The following is a 22,700-nucleotide window of genomic DNA, read 5'->3' as shown; positions in this document are numbered from 1 at the left end:
AAAACAAAAAAACAAAAAATGAAAAAATACAGTAATTTTATAAATACTCTTAAAATAAATAATGAAGCTATTTGGGTTGAGGACAATGTCCTAAAACTATTTATTTTAAAACAAAATCAAAACGAAGAAATTAAGGATTTTATAAGAAGTAATAAGGATGAATTAATTACCATTCTTTATGAAAATGAGATTTTTTCAAAAGAAAAATTTAAAAATACATTAATTTTTAAAAACAAAACTTTAGTTGATTTTCCATTAAGTTACGCTCAGAATCGTTTATGGTTTGTGGAACACTATGAAAGCGGAACAAATGCTTATCATATACCTTCATTATTAGAGGTTTCAGCCAATGCGGATGTGGAGGGTATAAAGTATAGTTTACAACAAGTTGTAAGTAGGCATGAAGTTTTACGAAGTACACTCGCTCAGGATAAAAATAATAGAGGCATTCAAAAGGTATGCGATTTTCCTTTGTCTATAGAAGAAATAAGCTTAGGTATTGATTCTGATTATGAGCAGCAAATCAATAAAGATATAAATCGGCCTTTTGATTTAAGTTCAGGATATCCGATACGAGTTAAGTTATATAAGATAGCTTCTATAGAGAAAACATTGTTATTAATTAATCTTCATCATATAGCGGGTGATGGTTGGTCTATGGGAATTTTTCAACGAGAATTATTAGCTTATTATGAAGCTTATTTCAAGGGAGATATGGACTTTAAGTTGCCTGATTTAGAAATACAATATAAAGATTATGCTTTATGGCAACGCGAGTATTTAATTGGGTCAGTATTAGAAGAACAATTAAGCTATTGGAAAGATAAATTATCAGGTTACCAGACTTTGAATTTTCCAACAGATTATTCTAGACCATTAACTATTGACTATAAAGGTGCTTCTGAAGGGTTTAGGTTAAGCAAAGATTTGAGTGATAAACTTCGAAAGCTTTCTAGATTACGAGGAGTTACATTGAATAGTGTGTTATTGAGTAGTGTAAATATACTATTTGGTAAGTATACAGGGCAGGATGATATTGTGATTGGTAGTGTAACAGCAAATAGGCATTATCGTCAAATAGAGGATTTGATAGGTTTCTTTGTTAATACCCAAGTGAATCGTACACGTTTAAATAACTCACAGAGTTTTGAGTCATTGATAGATAATGTTCATAAAGATCAGATCGAAGCACAATTATACCAAGATTTACCATTTGAGAATTTAATAGAGGAATTAGGAGTTGTTCGAGATTCTTCTAGACATGCTATTTTCCAGGTTACGTTTGGGTTACAAAGTTTTGGCAGTGAATTGAAAGTATCAGAAGCACCTAAAAGTTTTTTGAAGCCTTATTATTTATCAGATTCCTATGAGATAGAGAAGTTTGATTTATCTGTTTTTGTAGATGATAGTGGAGAAGAGCTCGTAGGTCAGATTAGTTACGCCACGAGTTTGTTTAAATCGGAGACGATAACTAAACTAATTAACCATTATATTCATTTACTTACCGAACTAACTACTACTCCAGCCAGGCCATATGCAGAAATTTCCTTATTAAATTCAGTGGATTACAATCAGATAATTCATAGTTGGAATGCTACGGATACGGAATATTCAAATGATAAAACTCTTATTGATTTATTTGAAGAACAAGTATTAAGGACTCCAGATAATATCTCTTTGGTTTATGAGAATCAGGAGTTGACTTATGGTGAATTAAACAAGAAAAGTAATCAGTTAGCTAGGCATATACGAAGCCGTTATAAGGAAAGAACTGGTACTGATTTAAAATCAGATACACTTATAGTTTTATGTTTGGATAGGAGTTTGGAGATGATTATTGGTATATTAGGTGTATTGAAGGCAGGGGGTGCTTATGTTCCAATGGATCCTAGTTATCCACAAGATAGAATTGATTATATTTTAGAGGATACAAAATCCGAATTGGTGTTAAGTCAGCGAGATATATTAAAAGATAAGGATGCTACTTTACCAGTAGAACTGGTTGTTTATATAGATTTGACAGAGCCATTATATAAGGATGAAGATGGTTCCGTGTTACCGAGTTATAGTAGTCCAAATGATTTAGCCTATATAATTTATACTTCAGGAACAACAGGAAACCCTAAAGGAGTAATGGTTGAGCATAGTAGTGTGACTAACTTAATCTGTGATTTAAAGATAAAATATAGGATAGAAAATTTAGAGAGATTTTTGCTTTTTGCAAATTATGTATTTGACGCTTCTTGCGAACAAATGAATCTGTGCTTATTATCAGGAGGAATATTATTTATTCCAAGTAAAGAGACTATTAGAGATTTCGAAAAGTTTATAAATTTTGTTCAAAATAATGTAATTACTCATTTAAACGCTACACCTTCTTATTTAGCCTCTTTGGATCCCTTAAAACTAAAAAGTGTAAAGAGAACTATATTTGGAGGGGAGTACTTATCTATAGAAGTATTCGAAAGCTATAAAAAATATATTCCAATTGTTATTAATGTATATGGTCCAACAGAAACGACTATATCCTCTCTAGTTTCTATTAATACCTATTTATTAAATAAGCCGAGTATTCAAAATACCAAAATTTATATTTTAGATGATGCTGATCAACCAGTTCCAGTGGGAGTTGTAGGAGAATTATATATTGGAGGTGCAGGTTTGTCAAGGGGATATTTGAATAATGAAAAGTTAACTTCAGAGCGTTTTGTTTCTAATCCTTTTGCTACAGAAAAAGACATAGAGAAGGGATATACAAGATTGTATAAGACAGGGGATTTAGTTCGCTGGTTACCTGGTGGTAATTTAGAATATATTGGTAGGAATGATGATCAGGTCAAGATACGAGGGTATCGCATTGAGTTGGGCGAGATAGAGTATGCTTTAAGGAGTATTGAAGGAATCACTCAGAGTTGTATTTTAGCAAAGGAGCGAGAAACAGATTTAGGGTTTGTTAAGTATTTAGTAGGGTATTATGTTTTAGAAAGTGATGTATCGGAGGCTTTTATTTTGGATGCGCTATCGAAAGTATTACCAGATTATATGATTCCTAGTAGTTTAGTTAAGATGGATAGTTTTCCATTGACGATTAATGGAAAGTTGGATAAGAAAGGATTACCAGCTCCAGAATTTACCGTTTCAGATGATTTGTATGTAGCTCCAACGACAGAAACAGAGAAGGTTTTGTGTGGTATTTGGGAGGAAGTATTGGGTATAGGCCGTGTAGGGGTTACGGATGATTTTTTCAGGATAGGAGGAGATTCTATATTGAGTATTCAGGTATCAAGTCGTATTCGACAATTGGGCTTCAGTTGTAATGTTAGAGATATTTTTGAGAGTAAGACTATATCAAAGTTAATTTTGCTTATAGAAGCTAAGGATTCAAAGGAATTTATAAAAAGTGAGCAAGGGGTATTGGAGGGTGATTTTGATTTATTACCCATTCAGCAATGGTTTTTAGAACGTGTTAATGTTAATTTATTAGGATCTGCGAATCATTGGAATCAAAGTTTTTTAGTACGTGTTCCAGCATTAGATACCGCTAAGTTATTATCAATTTTAGCGTCTTTGGTTTCTCATCATGACATGCTTCGCATAGGCTATCGTATGGAAGGAGATTCATTTGAATTGAAACAGTTTTATCAGTCTAATATATCAATACCGGAATTAAGAACTTTAGATGTAAATTTATTAAGTAAAGAAGAGCTTCATTTAGCACTTACCCAATGGCAAAGTTCATTTAATTTAGAGTTGGGTCCTTTATTTCAGGTAGGTTATTTACACGGCTATGAAGATGATAGTGCTCGTATTTATTTTGCTTTGCATCATATGCTTGTTGATGGAGTTAGTTGGCGTATTCTATCGGATGATTTAAAGAAGTTATACATAGGAGAGTCTTTAGGTTTAAAAGGCAGTAGTTATCGACAGTGGGTTTCAAGTATACGTAATTACACTAAAGCTAACCCAGAAGAGGGGTTGTATTGGGAGTCTCAGTTTAACGGGCTTCCTCATTATAATCAGTTAGTTTCAGACTCTTCTCAAAGTACATCTTATTTGGAGTTAGAAGAATCTTATACACGTATTTTATTGCAGGATATATCCACAGCTTATTATACAGAGATTAATGATTTATTGTTAACTGCTTTAGGATATGCTTTAAAAGATGTCAACGGATTAGATATCCAAGGGATAACATTAGAGGGCCATGGAAGGGAGCCAATAGATCCTGCTATAGACCATAGTCATACATTGGGTTGGTTTACAAGTATATTTCCTGTTAAATTAGAGCTCAAGGACAGCTTGAGGGGCAGTATTCAGTTTATAAAGGATACTTTACATCGTGTTCCTAATAAGGGTATAGGGTTTGGTTCGTTTGCTGTATCAGAAACGAGTCCTTATAGTTTTAGTGATTTAGTACCCATTAGTTTTAATTACTTAGGTCAGTTTGAAGTTGGAGATGAAGCAAGAGATTGGGAGGTTGTTACTTCAGAAGATAGTGGTATGCCCATAGGTCCATTGAATCAGGATCATACTATTATAAATATCAATGGAGCGGTTCAAAAAGGGAGGTTAGGGTTTCGTATAGATAGTAAGTTAGGAGCTCAGGCAACAGAAGACTTTAGTAATAGCTTTAAACATCATTTGATAGCTATCATAGCGCATTGTCAAGATAGTTTAGAGGAGTTAGGAAGTCTTTATTCTTCTAGTGATTTTGAGTCAGTTGATCTTAGTCAGTCTTTATTAGATGATTTACAAGTATGGGCAAGTAGTACTCAAAATAGTATATCAGGTATTTATCCAGCTAGTAGTTTACAACAAGGTTTTATCTATCATGCTATAAGTCAGCCAGAAGATGATGCGTATCGAGTACAACTATTATATGATTACCATGATGCATTAGATATCGATAAGTATCTACAGGCTTGGGAGTATTGTATAGCCGAGTATCCTATTTTGAGGACATCATTTAATTGGGAAGAGGAGCTTATTCAGGTTGTCTATCGTCGAGGTCATTTAGAATATGAATTACATGATATTAGTGAATTGGTTAAACAAGAGGCTAGAGATCAAAAGATCAAGTCTATCCAATTATTAGATAGGGGGCATGGTTTTGATTTAACCAAGCCAAGTCTTTTTAGGTTACATATTATTAAGCAATCAGAGACTTTATATACGATATTAAAAACAGATCATCATAGTATTGGAGATGGTTGGAGTGGTCCCGTTTTGTTGAAGAGTCTGAACGGTTATTATGAGTCATTAATAGCAGGTGAATCGATAGACGTTAAAGAAGATATTGCTTATTTAAAGACTCAAGAGTATATATATACGCATAAGTCTGTTGTTTCTAATTACTGGGATGGACTCTTATCAGAAGTTGAGGGCGCGAATGATATTAACGCTTTATTGAGTAATCCCATAGACCTTACAAGTTATAGAACAGTAGGGAATTCAAGTTCTAATGCAATAGAGATTAAGGGATCGGTTTATGAAGAATTAAAATCTTTTAGTCAACGAGAAGGGGTCACTATAAATGTTATTGTTCAGTTTATTTGGCATAAATTATTACAAGTGTATAGTAGTTCACCTCATAGTATTGTTGGGACTACTGTATCGGGTAGGGATTTACCAATTGAAGGGATAGAAGAGAGTGTTGGTTTGTTTATCAATACCTTACCTTTGGTTGTAAATTGGGATAATGACAATAGCATTCTATCACAATTGCACGACATTCAAAAACAGATCACAGGATTAAATTCAAATAGTTTTGCAAATTTGTCAAAACTTCAAAAAGGAGAGGGTCGATTATTTCATAGTTTATTTGTTTTCGAAAATTACCCTACCCCTAAAGGGTCTTCAAGAGAAATTTCAAAGGCTCGTATGCGAGATGCTATAGAGAAGTCAGATTACCCATTGAATATTAAAGCTTATGAATATAGTGATGCGCTTACAATTGAATTACAGTATGATGGTGATTATTTAACAGAAGAGAAGGTTAATAGTCATCTTGTACGATTAGAACAGATCCTTGGTCAGGTTATAAGCACGCCTGATCAGCTACACAGTGGCATTAGTTTATTGAATTCAGAGGAGTACGATCAGATAGTTCATAGTTGGAACGCCACTGATGTGGATTACCCTAGTGATAGGACTATTTATGGGATGTTCGAGGAGCAGGTAGAGAAGAGTCCGGATAATATCGCTTTGGTTTATGAGGGGTCGGAACTTACCTATAAAGAACTTAATGAACGTTCCAATCAATTGGCAAGGCATCTACGGGCAGGTTACCAAGGAAGAACGGGGGAAGAGTTAGGACCGGATACGCTTATAGCTTTGTGTCTGGACAGGGGTTTGGAAATGATCATTGGTATATTGGGCGTATTGAAGGCTGGCGGGGCTTATGCGCCTATGGACCCTGGTTATCCCCAGGAAAGGATCGATTATATCCTGGAGGATACAAAGTCAGAATTGGTACTGAGCCAACGCGAGGTATTCAAAGACAAGGATACGACTCTACCGCAAGACCGTGTAGTTTATATAGATTTAACGGAAGCCTTATACCAGCAAGAGGATGACTCTAACTTATCAGGTCATAGTAGTCCAAATGATTTGGCATATGTGATCTATACCTCGGGAACAACCGGGAAACCAAAGGGAGTGATGATTAATCATTCGGGAATAGTTAATCGTATAGAATGGATGCAGTCAGTGTATCCATTAAATTCAGAAGATGTTGTTATACAAAAGACTCCTTATGTTTTTGATGTATCAGTATGGGAGATTCTATGGGCTAATTGGTATGGAGCTAAAATTATAATTGCAAAACCAGAAGGACACAAGGATAGTGTGTATTTATATGAATTAATTAAACAGAATAAAGTAACAACGCTTCACTTTGTTCCTAGTATGTTAGAGGCTTATAATTACTATTTATCAGAAAATAAATTAACATTTAATAGTTCATTAAAAAAAGTATTTAGTAGTGGGGAAGCTTTATCAAAACAAACGGTGATAAATACGTATAATAATTCAAATATTAAAGAGTTTAAATTACATAACCTTTATGGTCCTACAGAAGCTTCTATTGACGTTACATTCTATGAGACTAATTCAGAAAAAGATGTTTATATAGGCAAACCTATAAATAACACTCAATTACATGTTTTAGATCAAGGGATGAATCCAGTTCCAATTGGAGTTATAGGAGAGTTGTATTTAGGTGGAGCAGGATTGTCAAGGGGATATTTGAACAGAGAGGATTTAACGAGGGAACGTTTTGTGGACAACCCGTTTGCTACGGAAAAAGACAAAGAGAAGGGATATACGAGATTATATAGGACCGGGGATTTGGTACGCTGGTTACCCGATGGTAATTTGGAATATATAGGGAGAAATGATGATCAGGTCAAGATACGTGGATATCGTATCGAACTAGGCGAGATCGAATCTGTTTTGTCTGGTATTGAAGGTGTTTTACAATCTTGTGTGCTTGCTAAAGAAGATACTACCGATAGTGAAGTGAAAAAGTATTTAGTAGGATATTATGTTTTGGATGAAATGAAATATCCTACGCTTAAAAGAATTTCAAATCACAAAAAAAGAGGATATAAGGATAAAGTGAACTTGTTTACAATGCCAAATGGTATAGGTTTGTACGGATACAATAAATCCGAGATGGATTTTTTGTATAAAGAGATTTTCACAGACAAAACCTATCTAAGGAATAAAATAAAAATACCTCGTGGAGGTTGTATTATTGATGTAGGTGCAAACTTAGGTGTATTTTCTGTATTTGCAAATTTTGCAGCTAAGGACATAAAATTATATTCATTTGAGCCTATACCTCCAACTTACGAAGTTTTAAAGTTAAACACGGAGCTGTATGGAACTCAAAGTAACTTCAAAGTTTTTAACTACGGATTATCTAATAAAGAAGAAGAAGTTATTTTTACACATTATCCTAATTCTACGATATTATCGAGTCGGTACGTAGAAAAAGAAAATGTAGTAAAAACAGTAAAACAATTTATAGTCAATAGTGAAGAAAATGGTCTGAAAGACGATGCAAATATTGAAGAGATTTTACAAGATATGTTAACGACTGAAGAATATAAATGTAAACTAAGGACTATTTCTCAAGTTATAGAAGATGAGGGTATTGAAATAATTGATTTGTTGAAGATTGATGTTGAAAAGGCAGAGATAGATGTACTAGAGGGAATTAAAGGAAAAGATTGGAGGAAAATCAAACAAATCGTTTTAGAAGTACACGATGATCCCCAAAAAGGAGTGTCTTATGTTCAACAATTATTGACAGATAAAGGTTTTAATGTTGTAGTTGAACAAAGTCCTGATTTGGAAAACACACAACTGTATGATATTTATGCCATTGCTATTGATATTTATAATCAGCAACTTACAACGAAGTCTGAAGTACATATTGAAGATAAATATTTAATACATGATGTAAAAAACAAGTTTATCAATGAACTAGAATCAAGATTACCTGATTATATGGTTCCTCAATTATGGGTTGAGATGGATAGTTTTCCATTGACGATCAATGGGAAGCTTGATAAGAAAGCCTTGCTGGATGCCGAGTTTGGATCACAGGATGATGTATATGTGGCCCCTGGGACGGAAACGGAGAAAGCCTTGTGCGGTATTTGGGAGGAAGTACTAGGGTTGGACCGGGTAGGGGTTACTGATAATTTCTTTAGAATAGGGGGTGATTCTATATTGAGTATTAAGTTGACCCATCGTATGGGAGCGTATTTAGATAGAGATATAAAGAGTTCCGATATTTTTAAGTATCCAAGAATTTCAGAGTTATTGATTCATAATGTAGGATCTTCTCAGGTCGTAATACCACGAATAGAATCAGATTCGTCTACTCTATCTTTTTCCCAGGAGCGTCTATGGTTTATAGAGCAGTATTCAGGGGGTACCAATGCATATCACATACCAGTAGTTTTAGAGTTGGAATCTAGTACAGATATATTGGGTATAAAGTATGGATTGGCTCAAGTTGTATCGAGACATGAAGTATTAAGGAGTTTTATTGTTCAAGATAATTCTTCGAGTACAGGGGTTCAAGTTGTTCAAGATTTACCATTGGAGATAGCGGAGTTTTCTTTAACGGAGGATGATGATTATGAGTCTTTGATAAAAGAAGCAATTAATCGTCCTTTTGAATTGAGCAAGGAATATCCAATTAGAGTTCAATTATATAGAATAGCACCTTTAGGTACGGTTAGATCAGGTAAGACTTTATTATTGATTAATGTTCATCATATAGCGGGTGATGGATGGTCCATGGATGTTTTTCAAAGAGAGCTGTATGCTTACTATGACGCTTATATCCAAAATGACAAAGGGTTTAATCTTCCGCCATTAAATATCCAGTACAAGGATTATGCTATGTGGCAACGTTCCTATTTAACCGAAGATGTTTTAGATGATCAATTGGCTTATTGGAGAAAGAAGTTATCGGGTTACGAGCCATTGGAATTTCCGATAGATTGTTTACGTCCTAGTGAAATAGATTATAGCGGGGCCAGTGAGAATTTTGTATTGGATAAGGAGTTGAGCAAGAAGTTGCGGTCACTGGCGCAGGATTACGGAGTTACCTTGAATAGTGTTATGCTAAGTAGTGTTAATGTTTTGCTGAGCAAGTATACAGGTCAACAAGATATAGTTACAGGAAGTATTACCGCCAATAGGCATTATGCACAAACTGGGGATTTGATAGGATTCTTTGTCAATACACAGGTAAACAGATCTATTTTAAAGAAAAGACAGAATTATAAGGATCTAATAGTTAATGTTCATAAAGATCAGTTAGAGGCACAGTCCTATCAGGATTTACCATTTGAGAGGTTGGTAGACGATTTGGGAGTCGAGCGGGATAGTTCAAGGCATCCTGTTTTTCAGGTGTTGTTCGGAGTTCAGAGTTTTGGATCAGTAGATACTGCATCGGGGACTAATAACTATTTCAAAGTATTTGAATTAGAGCAAGCTGATGAGATAGAGAAGTTCGATATGTCTATTTTCATAGATGATGGGGGTGAAGAGTTAGTAGGGAGTATAAGTTATGCCACGAGTTTGTTTAATAATGATACTATAGAACGATTAGTAGCCCATTATGTTCATTTACTCACAGAGTTAGTATCTGCACCAAATGAACCCTACAATGGCATCGGTCTATTGAATTCAGAGGAGTACGATCAGATAGTTCATAGTTGGAACGCCACTGATGTGGATTACCCTAGTGATAGGACTATTTATGGGATGTTCGAGGAGCAGGTAGAGAAGAGTCCGGATAATATCGCTTTGGTTTATGAGGGGTCGGAACTTACCTATAAAGAACTTAATGAACGTTCCAATCAATTGGCCAGGCATCTACGGGCAGGTTACCAAGGAAGAACGGGGGAAGAGTTAGGACCAGATACGCTTATAGCCTTGTGTCTGGACAGGGGTTTGGAGATGGTCATTGGTATATTGGGTGTATTGAAGGCTGGAGGAGCCTATGTACCGATGGACCCTGGTTATCCACAGGATAGGATCGATTATATCCTGGAAGATACAAAGTCAGAATTGGTACTGAGCCAACGCGAGGTATTCAAAGACAAGGGTACTAGCTTACCGCAAGACCGTGTAGTTTATATAGATTTAACGGAAGCCTTATACCAGCAAGAGGATGGCTCTAACTTATCCGGTCATAGTAGTCCAAATGATTTGGCCTATGTGATCTATACCTCGGGTACTACAGGTAAACCCAAGGGGGTCATGATTACACATTCAGGGATAGTAAATCGATTAAGGTGGATGCAAACTAAATATCCATTAAATTCAAAAGATATTGTTTTACAAAAGACTCCTTATGTTTTTGATGTATCAGTATGGGAACTTTTATGGGCTAATTGGTATGGGGCTAAAATTATAATGGCAAAACCAGAAGGGCATAAGGATAGTGAGTATTTATACAACTTAATAAAGCATCAAAACGTAACAACACTTCATTTTGTTCCAAGTATGTTAGATGCTTATAACTATTATGTATTAAAAGAAGAATTACCATTTAATAATTCATTAAGACAAGTGTTTTGTAGTGGGGAGGCTTTGTCAAAGCAAACTGTTATAAATGTATATACCAATTCAAAGAATAAAGATTTAAAGTTACATAATCTTTATGGCCCAACAGAGGCATCTATAGATGTAACATTTTATGAAACTAATATCAACCAAGAAGTAAATATAGGAAGTCCTATAGACAATACTCGAGCTTACGTATTAGACAGTTCATTTCACCCAGTCCCGGTGGGAGTTATAGGTGAGTTATATATCGGAGGCGCAGGGTTATCTAGGGGATATTTGAACAGAGAGGATTTAACGAAGGAACGTTTTGTGGACAACCCGTTTGCTACGGAAAAAGACAAAGAGAAGGGATATACGAGATTATATAGGACCGGGGATTTGGTACGCTGGTTACCCGATGGTAATTTGGAATATATAGGGAGAAATGATGATCAGGTCAAGATACGTGGTTATCGGATAGAGTTAGGGGAGATAGAGCATGCCTTAACTAGCATTGAACAGGTTTCACAGAGTTGTGTTCTGACCAAAGAGCGCGAAACGGAATCAGGGACCAGTAAGTATCTGGTAGGGTATTATGTTTTAGATGGAGTGGATAGTGATTTATCGGAGGAATCTATCTTGGGTGAACTATCGAATGTACTACCGGAATATATGGTGCCCAGTAGTTTGGTCAAGATGGATAGTTTTCCATTGACGATCAATGGGAAGCTTGATAAGAAAGCCTTGCCGGATGCCGAGTTTGGATCACAGGATGATGTATATGTGGCTCCTGGGACGGAAATGGAGAAAGCCTTGTGCGGTATTTGGGAGGAAGTACTAGGGTTGGACCGGGTAGGGGTTACCGATGACTTTTTCAGGATAGGGGGTGATTCTATATTGAGTATCCAGGTATTGAGTCGTATTCGAGGAATAGGATTACCATGTCAAGTTCGAGATATATTTGATCATAGAACAATATCTAAGCTATCCACTTATTTAAGCACAGTGCAAGATAATAGTGAAATAAAGGTGGATCAAGGTCTGTTAACAGGGGTATTTGATTTATTACCTATACAAGATTGGTTTGTGTATAGAGTAAATTCAGGTGATATTAAAGCAGTTCACCATTGGAATCAAAGTTTTTTAATTAAGGTTCCAAAACTAGACTTGAATAATTTAGAATCAGTTATCAAAGAGTTAGTATCATATCATGATGTATTGCGAATTTGTTATATTAAGAATCTAGATACAGGCACATGGGTTCAAAAATATCAGTCTAACATATCTATACCAGCGTTAAAAATTTTAGATGTTAAAGACTTAACAGCAAATGATATTGAGGAAGAGCTTACAGATTGGCAATCAGGTTTTGATTTATTTAATGGACCATTATTTCAGGTGGGTTATTTAGAAGGTTATAGCGATGGTAGTTGTCGTATATTTTTTGCCTTGCATCATATGATTGTGGATGGAGTTAGTTGGCGTATTTTAACAGAGGATATTGCATTGTTATACTCAGGAGTTAGTTTGCCAGAGAAACAAAGTAGTTATCGTCAATGGGTTTCTAGAGCTTCTGATTATGTAGCATTATATCCAGAAGAGTCCTCTTATTGGGAATCTAATCTTTTAGAGGATTCTAGCTTATCAGCCCTAGATGAATTTTCAACTGAAAGCCAATTTTTATTTGAGTTAGATGAGTTGTCTACGATTAAGTTACTACAACAAATAGGGGGAGCTTATCATACAGAGATTAATGATTTGCTTTTGACAGCATTAGGTTATGCTTTAAAGGATATTACAGGAAATACTGCTCATAGTATTACTTTAGAGGGTCATGGACGAGAGGTTATAGATAATGATACTATAGATCATAGTCATATAGTCGGATGGTTTACTACAATGTTTCCAGTAAAATTAAATCTTGCAGAAGATGATATAGGACAAAGTATAAAACAAGTTAAAGAAAAATTAAGAAAAATACCCAATAAAGGTGTAGGCTTTGGCTCATTTGCAGTTAGTGATACTACTAATTATGGTCACAATGATTTACCACTAATAACTTTTAATTATTTAGGTCAATTTGAAAACAGAGAAGAGAAAAAATATTGGCAAATTATTACAGAAAATAGTGGTTTGCAGAGGTCTTTAGAGAATTCGGATCATAATTTAATTAATATTAATGGAGCAGTTCGATCGGGTAAGTTAGGTTTTAGTATTGTAAGCAAGTTTGGGGAAGCAATAACAGATAGGTTAGGGGTTAGTTTTAAAGAGTCTTTATTAGCTATAATTGGACACTGTGAAGGGGTGTTGGCGGTTAGAGGTAAGGTTTATACATCAAGTGATTTTAAGGATAAGGATATAATGGTTAATGAGAGGTTACTGGATAACTTACAAGAAGCAGCGTTTTCTAACGAGTTGTCAATATCCGCTATTTACCCAGCCAATAGTTTACAAAAAGGTTTTATTTATCATTCCATTAATTCACCAAAAGATGATACTTACCGGGTTCAAATGCTAAATGATTACAATGGAGTATTAGATATACCTAAGTATCTTAAAGCTTGGGAGTATTGTATTGATCAGTATCCTATATTGAGGTCATCATTTAATTGGGAGGAAAATCCAATTCAGATTATATATAATAAGGGGAAATTCTCATATAAATTTCATGATATTAGTGATTTGGTCCAAAAAAAATCAAAGAATGCTTATATATCGTCAATTCAACAAGAAGACAAGTTAATTGATTTTGATTTGACACAACCGACGTTAATCCGAATACATATAATTAAGCAATCAGAGACTTTATATACAATATTAAAAACAGAACATCATAGTATTGGAAAGGGTTGGAGTAGTACTGTTTTGATGAATAGTTTGAATAACTATTATGAATCATTAATAGAAGGTGAATTAATAAATGTAAGAGAAGATACCGCTTATTTAGAGGCACAAGAGAGGTTAATTCTCCAAGGGAAATCAGAAAAAATAAATTTGATAAAACCATTTTATTTAAATCATAGAAATGATTTAGAAAATATGATTTTTATACATCCAGCAGGAGCAGGAAGTGAACCGTATTTAAGTTTAGCAGAAATATTAAAGGAGAGCTATAATTGTATAGGAGTAGAGAATTATAATTTGGAGTTTTCTCCTAAGATTTATTTTTTAAGTGAACTAGCCAACTACTATTTGACAAAATATGAACAGCAGTATAAATTAAAAGAAACAATTAATTTATTATCATACTCAATGGGAGGATTGTTGGCACTAGAAATGGCCGTGATCCTAGAAATGAGGGGATTTAAAAATGTGAATGTAATTTTATTAGATACATTTTTTAAAGATAATTTTTTATTAGAATTTCATTCAAAGAATATTGAAATAATAAAGCAGAAACTTGTAGAGGAACTTAAAAACGACGAGAATGAAAATAAAGAATATTTGAAAAATATAGCTTCTTGCATAGATGCAGAATTAGCTATTTCAAGATCATTAACATCTCAATTTTTAGAAAATTCAAAAGTAACTTTGTTTAAAGTTGATTTATTGGATTCAGAATTTTCAGAAACTGAGGAGTACAGAAATGCGTTTAATTACCTTAACAAAAAAAATAAATATAATTTTGTAGACTTAGCAGTTAATTCTAAAATAGATGTTGTACAATTAGAGGGTTGTAGTCATGGAAATATTTTGGACTTAAAACATAAAGAAATTGGTAATTATATTCTTAAACATATCAAAAGATAAAAATTTGATAATAAGTAATTCATGAAATTAGTTTGAAAATTATAACATGCCACAATTATAAAATTTATTAATATAATTTTCGATGAAAATAATTGCTTTTTCTTTTATTAGTTGAAAATATACTTCTTAAAAGCTATTTTCCAGTTAATTACAATGTGCATATAGCTGAATATACAGAAAGAGAAAATAAGAACAAGATACTCTTGGGTGAGGGGAAAAAATTTAGGTTGGAGTTTTAACGAATTTTATTAAAGGCTCAACAGGTCGCAGAGTAAAAAAACTAAAGTCAGAATAGTGAATGCCAATATAAATCAAAGAGAATTTATTAATAACTATTAATTTGATAAAAAATATAAATGAAAGATAACAATAGAGTTTATTTAAAATTAAACGTGGCATTAGAAGCCCTTATTGATAGGTGGTATGCTTGGTCTCATCTAGTATCTCCTGCAACTGCTGCACTAAATATTAAAGGTAGACACATAGGAATTATGGAGTCATATATTAAGTATCCACAAATACACAAAGCTGCGGCTAACAACCCTAAAATGCTAGGAGGGCCTTTTATTGATTACTCAGGAGAAAGGATTGAAGAAATCTCTGAATTACTAGAAATGACAAAGAAGAAGAGAGAAAAAATGTTGAATTTTACTAAAGCAATTTCTCAGGTTAATAAATTGCTTCAAAATGAAGCAGATGGTCATTCACTCAATACCCTGTATTCCAAAGTACCTAATGAATTAAAAGGATTGATTGAATTGTATTACGACTTGAATAATAGACCGAATTTCAGATTTTTCGAATCACTACTATACAATACGGAGTATTATGATGAATCCGCACAATCTATTTCGTTACAATTAGTTGAATCAGATAATTCTCGTTCTTTTGTTTTTAGTACTCCTAGGCTTAATGATGAAAATTTAATTCATTTAGATATGCCTTTTAAAAATGGGATAATTGATGATTTATTTAAAATGAAAAGAATACCAGCAGATTATACAGAAATAAAAGAAGCATTTAATATTAGCCCAGAACAAGAATCTCTATTTCAAAGTTTTTTCACTAAAGAAGCTCCAAGTGAAAATAGAAAATACAAAGGAAAAGGAATTAGAACGAGGTATTTTGGTCATGCCTGTGTCTTATTAGAAACAAATGAAATTTCTATTTTGGTAGATCCAGTTTTAAGTTATGATGGATATGAAACTGACGTTAAAAGATATACAATTAACGATCTTCCTGAAACGATAGATTATGTTTTGATAACGCATAATCATCAAGATCATGTATTATTAGAAACATTATTGCAATTGAGACATTGTATAAAAAACATAATCGTTCCAAGTGGTAGTAAAGGGAATTTACAAGACCCGAGTCTTAAATTAATGTTTAATGTTATTGGATTTAATAATATCATTGAATTAGATGATATGCAATCTATTAATGTAGATAACTGTTGTATTACCGCGATTCCTTTTCTAGGAGAACATAGTGATATAGATGTACGATCAAAAGCTGCTTTTCATGTTTCTTTAAATAACAATTTGAATGTTCTGTTTGTTGCAGATTCATGCAATATTGAGCCTAAAATTTATGAAAGAGTTCATGAAATTTTGGGAGATGTAGATGTTATTTTTTTAGGAATGGAATGTGATGGGGCACCACTATCTTGGCTATATGGCCCTTTGATGTATAATAAGTTAGAAAGATCTAAAGATCAATCAAGAAGACTTGCTGGGTGTGACTATGACCAAGGAATGAGTTTAATAAAAATCTTTAATCCAAAAAATGCTTTTGTTTATGCAATGGGATTGGAACCTTGGTTGGAGTTTATTAGTTCTATAAAATATACTGACGAATCTAAGCCAATTATTGAATCAAATAAGTTGGTTAAAAAATGTATTGAAATAGGTATAGATGCGGAAAGGCTTTTTGGAGAGAAGACAATAGAATATTAAGAAAATAATCGGCTCTATGTTGATTTGAGTAGGTGGTTAAAAGAAAGTAGATTTGGATTCTGACAAATTCTCAAGAATTTTTTTCGATAGCCTTAGGTTTACAAGAGCCATGGTCAATAAGTTCCATCAGTTTTGATAAAGAACATTGACGGTTAGATATTCATTTAAGTTTTACCAAAGGATATAAGTTTAAAGGTGTAGATGGTGATTTATACACTGCGCATGATACAATAGAGCGCTCCTGGCAACATCTTAATTTTTTTCAGAACCACTGTTATTTACATGCCAAGGTTCCTGGAGTTAAGCAAAAAGATGGGAAAGTCCAGACCCAACAAGTTCCTTGGGCAAGAGCTCAAAGCGGTTTTACCTTGCTTTTTGAAACCTTTAGTATGTTGCTTATAGAAAATGAAATGCCTGTAAATAAAGCTGCTAAGATTATGAATGTTTATCCTAATCGTTTATGAAATGTGTTTAATTATTGGATATCAAGAGCTCATAAAGCAGATGAAATAGAGGACTTAGAACAGATAGGTTTTGATGAGACTTCAACTAAAAAAGGTCACAACTATGTCACTACTATGGTTGATTTAAAGCAAAGAAGAGTACTTTATGTAAGTGAAGGAAAAGACTCAGATTGTATTAAAAAGAGTGTGGATTACTTAGAAGAAAAACGAGTGAATATTAGTGCTGTAAAGTTGGTTTGTATTGATATGTCTCCAGCCTTTATATCAGGCTGTAATAACTATTTACCCAATGCCAGTATCACCTTTGATAAATTCCATGTTGTAAAAGAAGTTAACAAGGCTATGGACGAAGTTAGAAAGTTAGAAAGGCGAGGTAATGACTTTTTAAAAGGGCATAAATACACCCTTTTAAAAAGTAAATTAACACCCAAAATAAAAGAGGAAAGAGATTTATTACTAGAGTATTACCCACGTCTTGGAGAAGCTTATAGGCTTAAACAACTCTTTACAGAATTTTGAGAAATTAAGGATAAGCAAGAAGCTGAAAGCTATTTAGCCTTTTGGTGCGACATGGTAGAAGAGTCTAAAATACAATCCTTTATAAAAGCTGCTAATACGATAAAAGCACACTGGTCAGGAATCATAAATTATATAGAAAGTAGGATTAACAATGGGATCTTAGAAGGTCTTAACTCAAAAATACAACTAGCTAAAAAGAGAGTTAAAGGTTATAGGAACGTAAAGAACTTTATCAATATGATTTACTTTAATTGTGGAAAGCTCAAATTCGATTACCCTCTATATTTAATATAGAGCCAAATAATCTTTCTAAGAAATGTTTATAAAAGTTATATATTTATAGAAATATAGAAATATAGAAAAGAGGAATAAAGTAGCCTATAGATATGTATAAAGAAAACTATTTAACTATTTCGATATCATACTGAAAAAATTATAAATATTAATTATTAATCAAAAATTAGTTGACGTACCACTTCAAAAAAAAAAAATCTCTAGAAAAAAAAATAGGACTAATAGCCGGTGTTTTGGCAATTATAGCCTTAATCTTTTATGTGATCTTGCAAACCTCTGGTGGTTCTAAATTAGAAGTTCAAAAAAAACGAATTTCAATTTATACAGTTTTTAAAGATGTGTTTCAAGAAAATATCCCGGTAAATGTTATTGTATTGCCAATTACCACGATTTATTTAGATGCTCTAGAAGGTGGACGTGTTGAAGAAAAATTTGTCGAAGATGGTGAGATACTCAAAAAAGGGGAGCCAATTTTGCGCTTATCGAATACAGATTTAGAGTTAAGCCTTATTAATCAAGAAACTTCAGTATATAATTTATTAACGCAAATGCAGATTTCCGGGAATGCTGCCCGTCAAAATACCATTAATAGACAGAACCAATTTACGGATATAGAAAATGGTCTAATTGAAGCGGAGCGCGTTTATAATTTAAACAAACGTTTGTATGAAAAAGGAGTTAAAGCAAGACAAGATTACGAGTCCTCTCAAAATAATTTCGAATATCAGAAAGAACGAATGAAACTAGCGCAACAAGTACTTTCTGAAGATTCAATCTCATCACGATTGGAGATTAATCAAGCAAGAGATTCTTATGCCAGAACACAAAGTGCTTTGGAGCTAATGCGAAAAAAAGTAGGTGACTTGGTTGTGCGTGCACCAATAGATGGCCAACTAACCTCTTTAGATGCCGAAATTGGACAATCTATTAATAAAGGAATACGATTAGGACAGGTAGATGTGACCAGTGGTTATAAAGTACGCGTAGATATTGATGAAAATTATATCTCTAGAATTTATAATGGTCAAAGAGGAACATTTATACTTAACGGTAAGACCTATACTTTAGAGATTACGAAGGTGTTTACCCAAGTCACTAATGGGCGTTTCCAAGTAGATATGAGGTTTGAGGGTGAAGCTCCAGAAGGTATTCGAAGAGGTCAAAATCTTCAAATTCGTGTGGCTTTGAGCGCGGAAAAACAAGCTTTGTTAGTGGCAAAAGGTGGATTTTTTCAAAAAACCGGAGGCAATTGGATATTTAAGGTCAGTGAATATGGTACCAGTGCTTATAAAGTTAATAGTAGACTTGGTAGTCAAAATACAGAATACTATGAGGTCTTAGAAGGATCGAATCCAGGTGACAAAGTTATCACTTCTAGTTATGAATCTTTTGGAGACATTGAAGAACTGATTTTAAGATAAAAGATACAATCAAAAAAATAATGAATACAATGATACAAATTGCAGATTTAGAAAAGTTCTATAGAACTAAAGAAGTTCAGACCATTGCTTTAAATAAACTCTCTTTTGAAGTTAGAGAAGGTGAATTTGTTGCTATAATGGGACCTTCAGGATGTGGCAAATCGACCTTGCTCAACATCGTGGGTTTATTGGACGATCCTGATGGAGGAAGTTTTAAATTCAATGGTGAGGAAGTTTCGGGTTATAACGAACGTAAGCGTTCAATGTTACGTAAACAAAATATTGGTTTTGTGTTTCAAAGCTTTAATCTTATTGATGAGCTCACGGTTTTTGAAAACGTAGAGCTACCTTTAGTTTATATAGGAGTGAAACCAGCAGAGCGAAAGAAACGCTTAGAAGAAGTATTAGAGAAAATGCAGATTATGCACCGAAGAAATCACTTTCCTCAACAATTATCTGGTGGACAACAACAGCGTGTGGCCGTTGCAAGGGCTGTAGTAAATAATCCCAAATTAATTCTAGCCGATGAGCCAACAGGAAATTTGGACAGTACTAATGGTAACGAAATTATGGATTTGTTTAATAGTCTTGTTGAAGCTGGTACAACAATAATCATGGTAACGCATAGTGAGCACGATGCTAAGTATAGTCACCGTATCATTAGAATGTTAGACGGTCAAAAAGTGGCCGAAAATATATTGTCTTAAAAATTATCAATCAATAGGATGTATTTAAACATAGACAATACTCAATTTTAGATTAATCAAAAGTTACAAAATATGCTAAAAAGTTATTTCAAAACAGCATTTAGAAACCTTCTCAAAAACGGCTTATCTTCATTCATTAATATTTTTGGTTTGGCTATTGGTATGGCTGCTACAATACTTATAGGCCTTTGGGTTTATGATGAATTAAGTTATAACAGTTATTTTGAAAATAAGGACAAGATTGCACAAGTATTTCAACATCAATTAAATAACGGGGAAATTGGAACAAGTCCTGCTATACCTAGACCTTTAGAGTTTGCATTGCGCGAAAACTATGCAGATAATTTTAAGCATATTGTGATGGCATCTTGGGAGTATCCCAGGTATTTAAAGGTTGGAGATAAAAATATTTTCATTACAGGAAATGCTATGCAAGAGGGTGCGCCAGATATGCTTGATCTAGAAATTACTCAAGGAATTAAAAATGGACTGAAAGAGAAAAATTCAATTATGCTCTCTCAATCTGCTGCAACTACTCTATTTGGAAACACTAATGCAATAGGAAAAACTGTAAGAATAGATGATGCAGATAATTTAATAGTTACTGGTGTATATAAAGATATTCCAGAGAGTAACTTTTTTAGTGATATGGAATACTTAATTCCATGGAAGTATATAATAACTCAAAACTGGATAAAAAATGCCAAAGACCAATGGGACAATAATTCATTTCAACTTCTTGTTCAAATAAATGAAAATACTACCATGGAGTCTGTAACATATAAGATTAAGGATGTAAAGAAAAATGCAGCGCCTGATTTGGCTCAATTTAACCCTCAGATGTTTTTATTTCCTATGAAAGATTGGCATTTAAGAGGTGATTTTGAAAACGGTAAGCAAGTTGGCGGTCGTATTGAAAATGTTTGGTTATTCGGCATCATAGGAGTTTTTATTTTATTGTTGGCATGTATTAACTTTATTAATTTAAGTACAGCGCGTTCAGAAAAGCGAGCTACGGAAGTTGGTATACGGAAATGTCTTGGTTCTCAGCGAAGACAGTTAATATTCCAATTTTTATCAGAGTCTTTTCTTATCGTTTTACTAGCTTTTGTCTTTGCTATAGGCATAGTTTTATTATCACTAAATGGGTTTAATACGCTAGCAAGTAAAACAATAGAATTTCCATGGACGGATCTAGGTTTTTGGTTAATTGCATTACTCTTTATATATTTAACATCTTTATTTTCAGGGAGTTACCCTGCCTTATATTTGTCATCATTCAATCCAGTTTCAGTTTTAAAAAGAACTTTTAAGACTGGTCGTAACTCCTCTTTGCTTCGAAAGATACTTGTGGTTACTCAGTTTACAATTTCTATTGCATTAATTATTGGAACTCTGGTTGTTATGAATCAAATTCAATATAGTAAAGACAGACCAACGGGATATAATAAAGAGGGTTTAATCCAAATCCCGGTGATGAGTGAACAGTTTTTAGGAAAAGCACCAGTTATGCGAACACAATTTATCGCCTCTGGAGGAGTTGTGGAAATGGCAACGTCTAGTAGTCCAACTACAGAAGTATGGTCTAATAATGGTGGCTATACTTGGGATGGTAAACCACAAGGACTTCAAGAAGACTTTGCATATATGGCAGTATCATATGATTTTGTAGAAGCTTTAGGAGCAAAAATTATTGAGGGTCGAGGATTTTCAAGAGAATTTTCTACAGATTCCTTAGGTGTGATTTTGAATAAAACTGCTGTTGAATACATGAATATTAAAAATCCAGTTGGTAAATTTATAAGAGACGTTAGAGAAGACAATCCTGCTCCTCCACTAAAAATAATAGGAGTAATTGAAGATATTATTATGCAATCGCCTTATGAGCCCGTTAAGCAATCTATATACGTTTTTGACAGGTTTGGGCATGCAAGCTTTTATAATCTTAGGTTAAACCCTAGAAAGAATGTAAGTGAAAATTTAGCACTTGTTGAAGGTGTTTTTAAAGAGAATTTTCCAAATGCACCATTCGATTATCAATTTGTTGATGAAGAGTATGGTAAAAAATTTAGGGCGGAAGAACGCATAGCTAATCTTGCAAGAGTATTTACAATCTTAGCCATTTTTATAAGTTGCCTAGGATTATTCGGATTAGCAATGTTTGTTGCTGAACAACGCACCAAGGAAATAGGTATTCGTAAGGTCTTGGGTGCTTCTACTGGTCGATTATGGCTGTTATTATCAAAAGATTTTTTAATATTAGTTACTATTGCTTTGGTTGTTGCTTCACCTTTTGCTTACTATATAATGAATCAGTGGTTGCAAAAGTTTAGCTACCGTACTTCAATAGGTTGGGATGTATTTATTATTACGTGTCTTGGGGCAATACTAATTACATTAATAACAACTAGTTTTCAAGCTATAAAAGCAGCTAAGGCAGACCCAATAAAGAGTTTAAGAACAGAATAATAAAATCGAAAGGGAAAACAGTAAATTTTAATCTATGAGAAT

At 33.6% G+C, this 22,700-nt stretch carries 6 protein-coding genes and 1 pseudogene; all 7 read left to right on the top strand.

The genetic code is table 11. The features are described from left to right. Nucleotides 1–18: 18 nt before the first annotated feature. The 7 genes and pseudogenes from DDD_RS18185 (at nt 19) to DDD_RS00715 (ending at nt 22,658) form a co-directional block, all read left to right on the top strand. Entirely contained in the window at nt 19–14,826 is a 14,808-nt protein-coding gene (locus DDD_RS18185) for a non-ribosomal peptide synthetase (RefSeq protein ID WP_015360780.1), read from the top strand. Between the two features lie 356 nt (nt 14,827–15,182). Next, a complete protein-coding gene (locus DDD_RS00735; protein WP_015360779.1) occupies nt 15,183–16,784 on the top strand; it encodes an MBL fold metallo-hydrolase in 1,602 nt (533 codons plus the stop codon). Between the two features lie 158 nt (nt 16,785–16,942). Next, complete coding sequence (locus DDD_RS18295) at nt 16,943–17,248, top strand: helix-turn-helix domain-containing protein (RefSeq protein WP_322785956.1); 306 nt, start codon at nt 16,943–16,945, stop codon at nt 17,246–17,248. A gap of 3 nt (nt 17,249–17,251) precedes the next feature. Continuing rightward, nucleotides 17,252–18,061 (top strand): annotated as a pseudogene (locus DDD_RS18175) (ISL3 family transposase). A 170-nt stretch (nt 18,062–18,231) separates the two neighbouring features. Continuing rightward, on the top strand, nt 18,232–19,482 hold the full coding sequence (locus DDD_RS00725; protein WP_041566815.1) for an efflux RND transporter periplasmic adaptor subunit: 1,251 nt from the start codon (nt 18,232–18,234) through the stop codon (nt 19,480–19,482). A gap of 29 nt (nt 19,483–19,511) precedes the next feature. Further along, nucleotides 19,512–20,189 (top strand): ABC transporter ATP-binding protein, encoded by a 678-nt coding sequence (locus tag DDD_RS00720; protein ID WP_015360776.1) that lies wholly within the window; start codon nt 19,512–19,514, stop codon nt 20,187–20,189. A 72-nt stretch (nt 20,190–20,261) separates the two neighbouring features. Then, entirely contained in the window at nt 20,262–22,658 is a 2,397-nt protein-coding gene (locus DDD_RS00715) for an ABC transporter permease (RefSeq protein WP_015360775.1), read from the top strand. Nucleotides 22,659–22,700: the final 42 nt, after the last annotated feature.

The organism is Nonlabens dokdonensis DSW-6 (assembly GCF_000332115.1).
Classification (GTDB): domain Bacteria; phylum Bacteroidota; class Bacteroidia; order Flavobacteriales; family Flavobacteriaceae; genus Nonlabens; species Nonlabens dokdonensis.
This window is presented reverse-complemented; position numbering and strand designations above follow the sequence as displayed.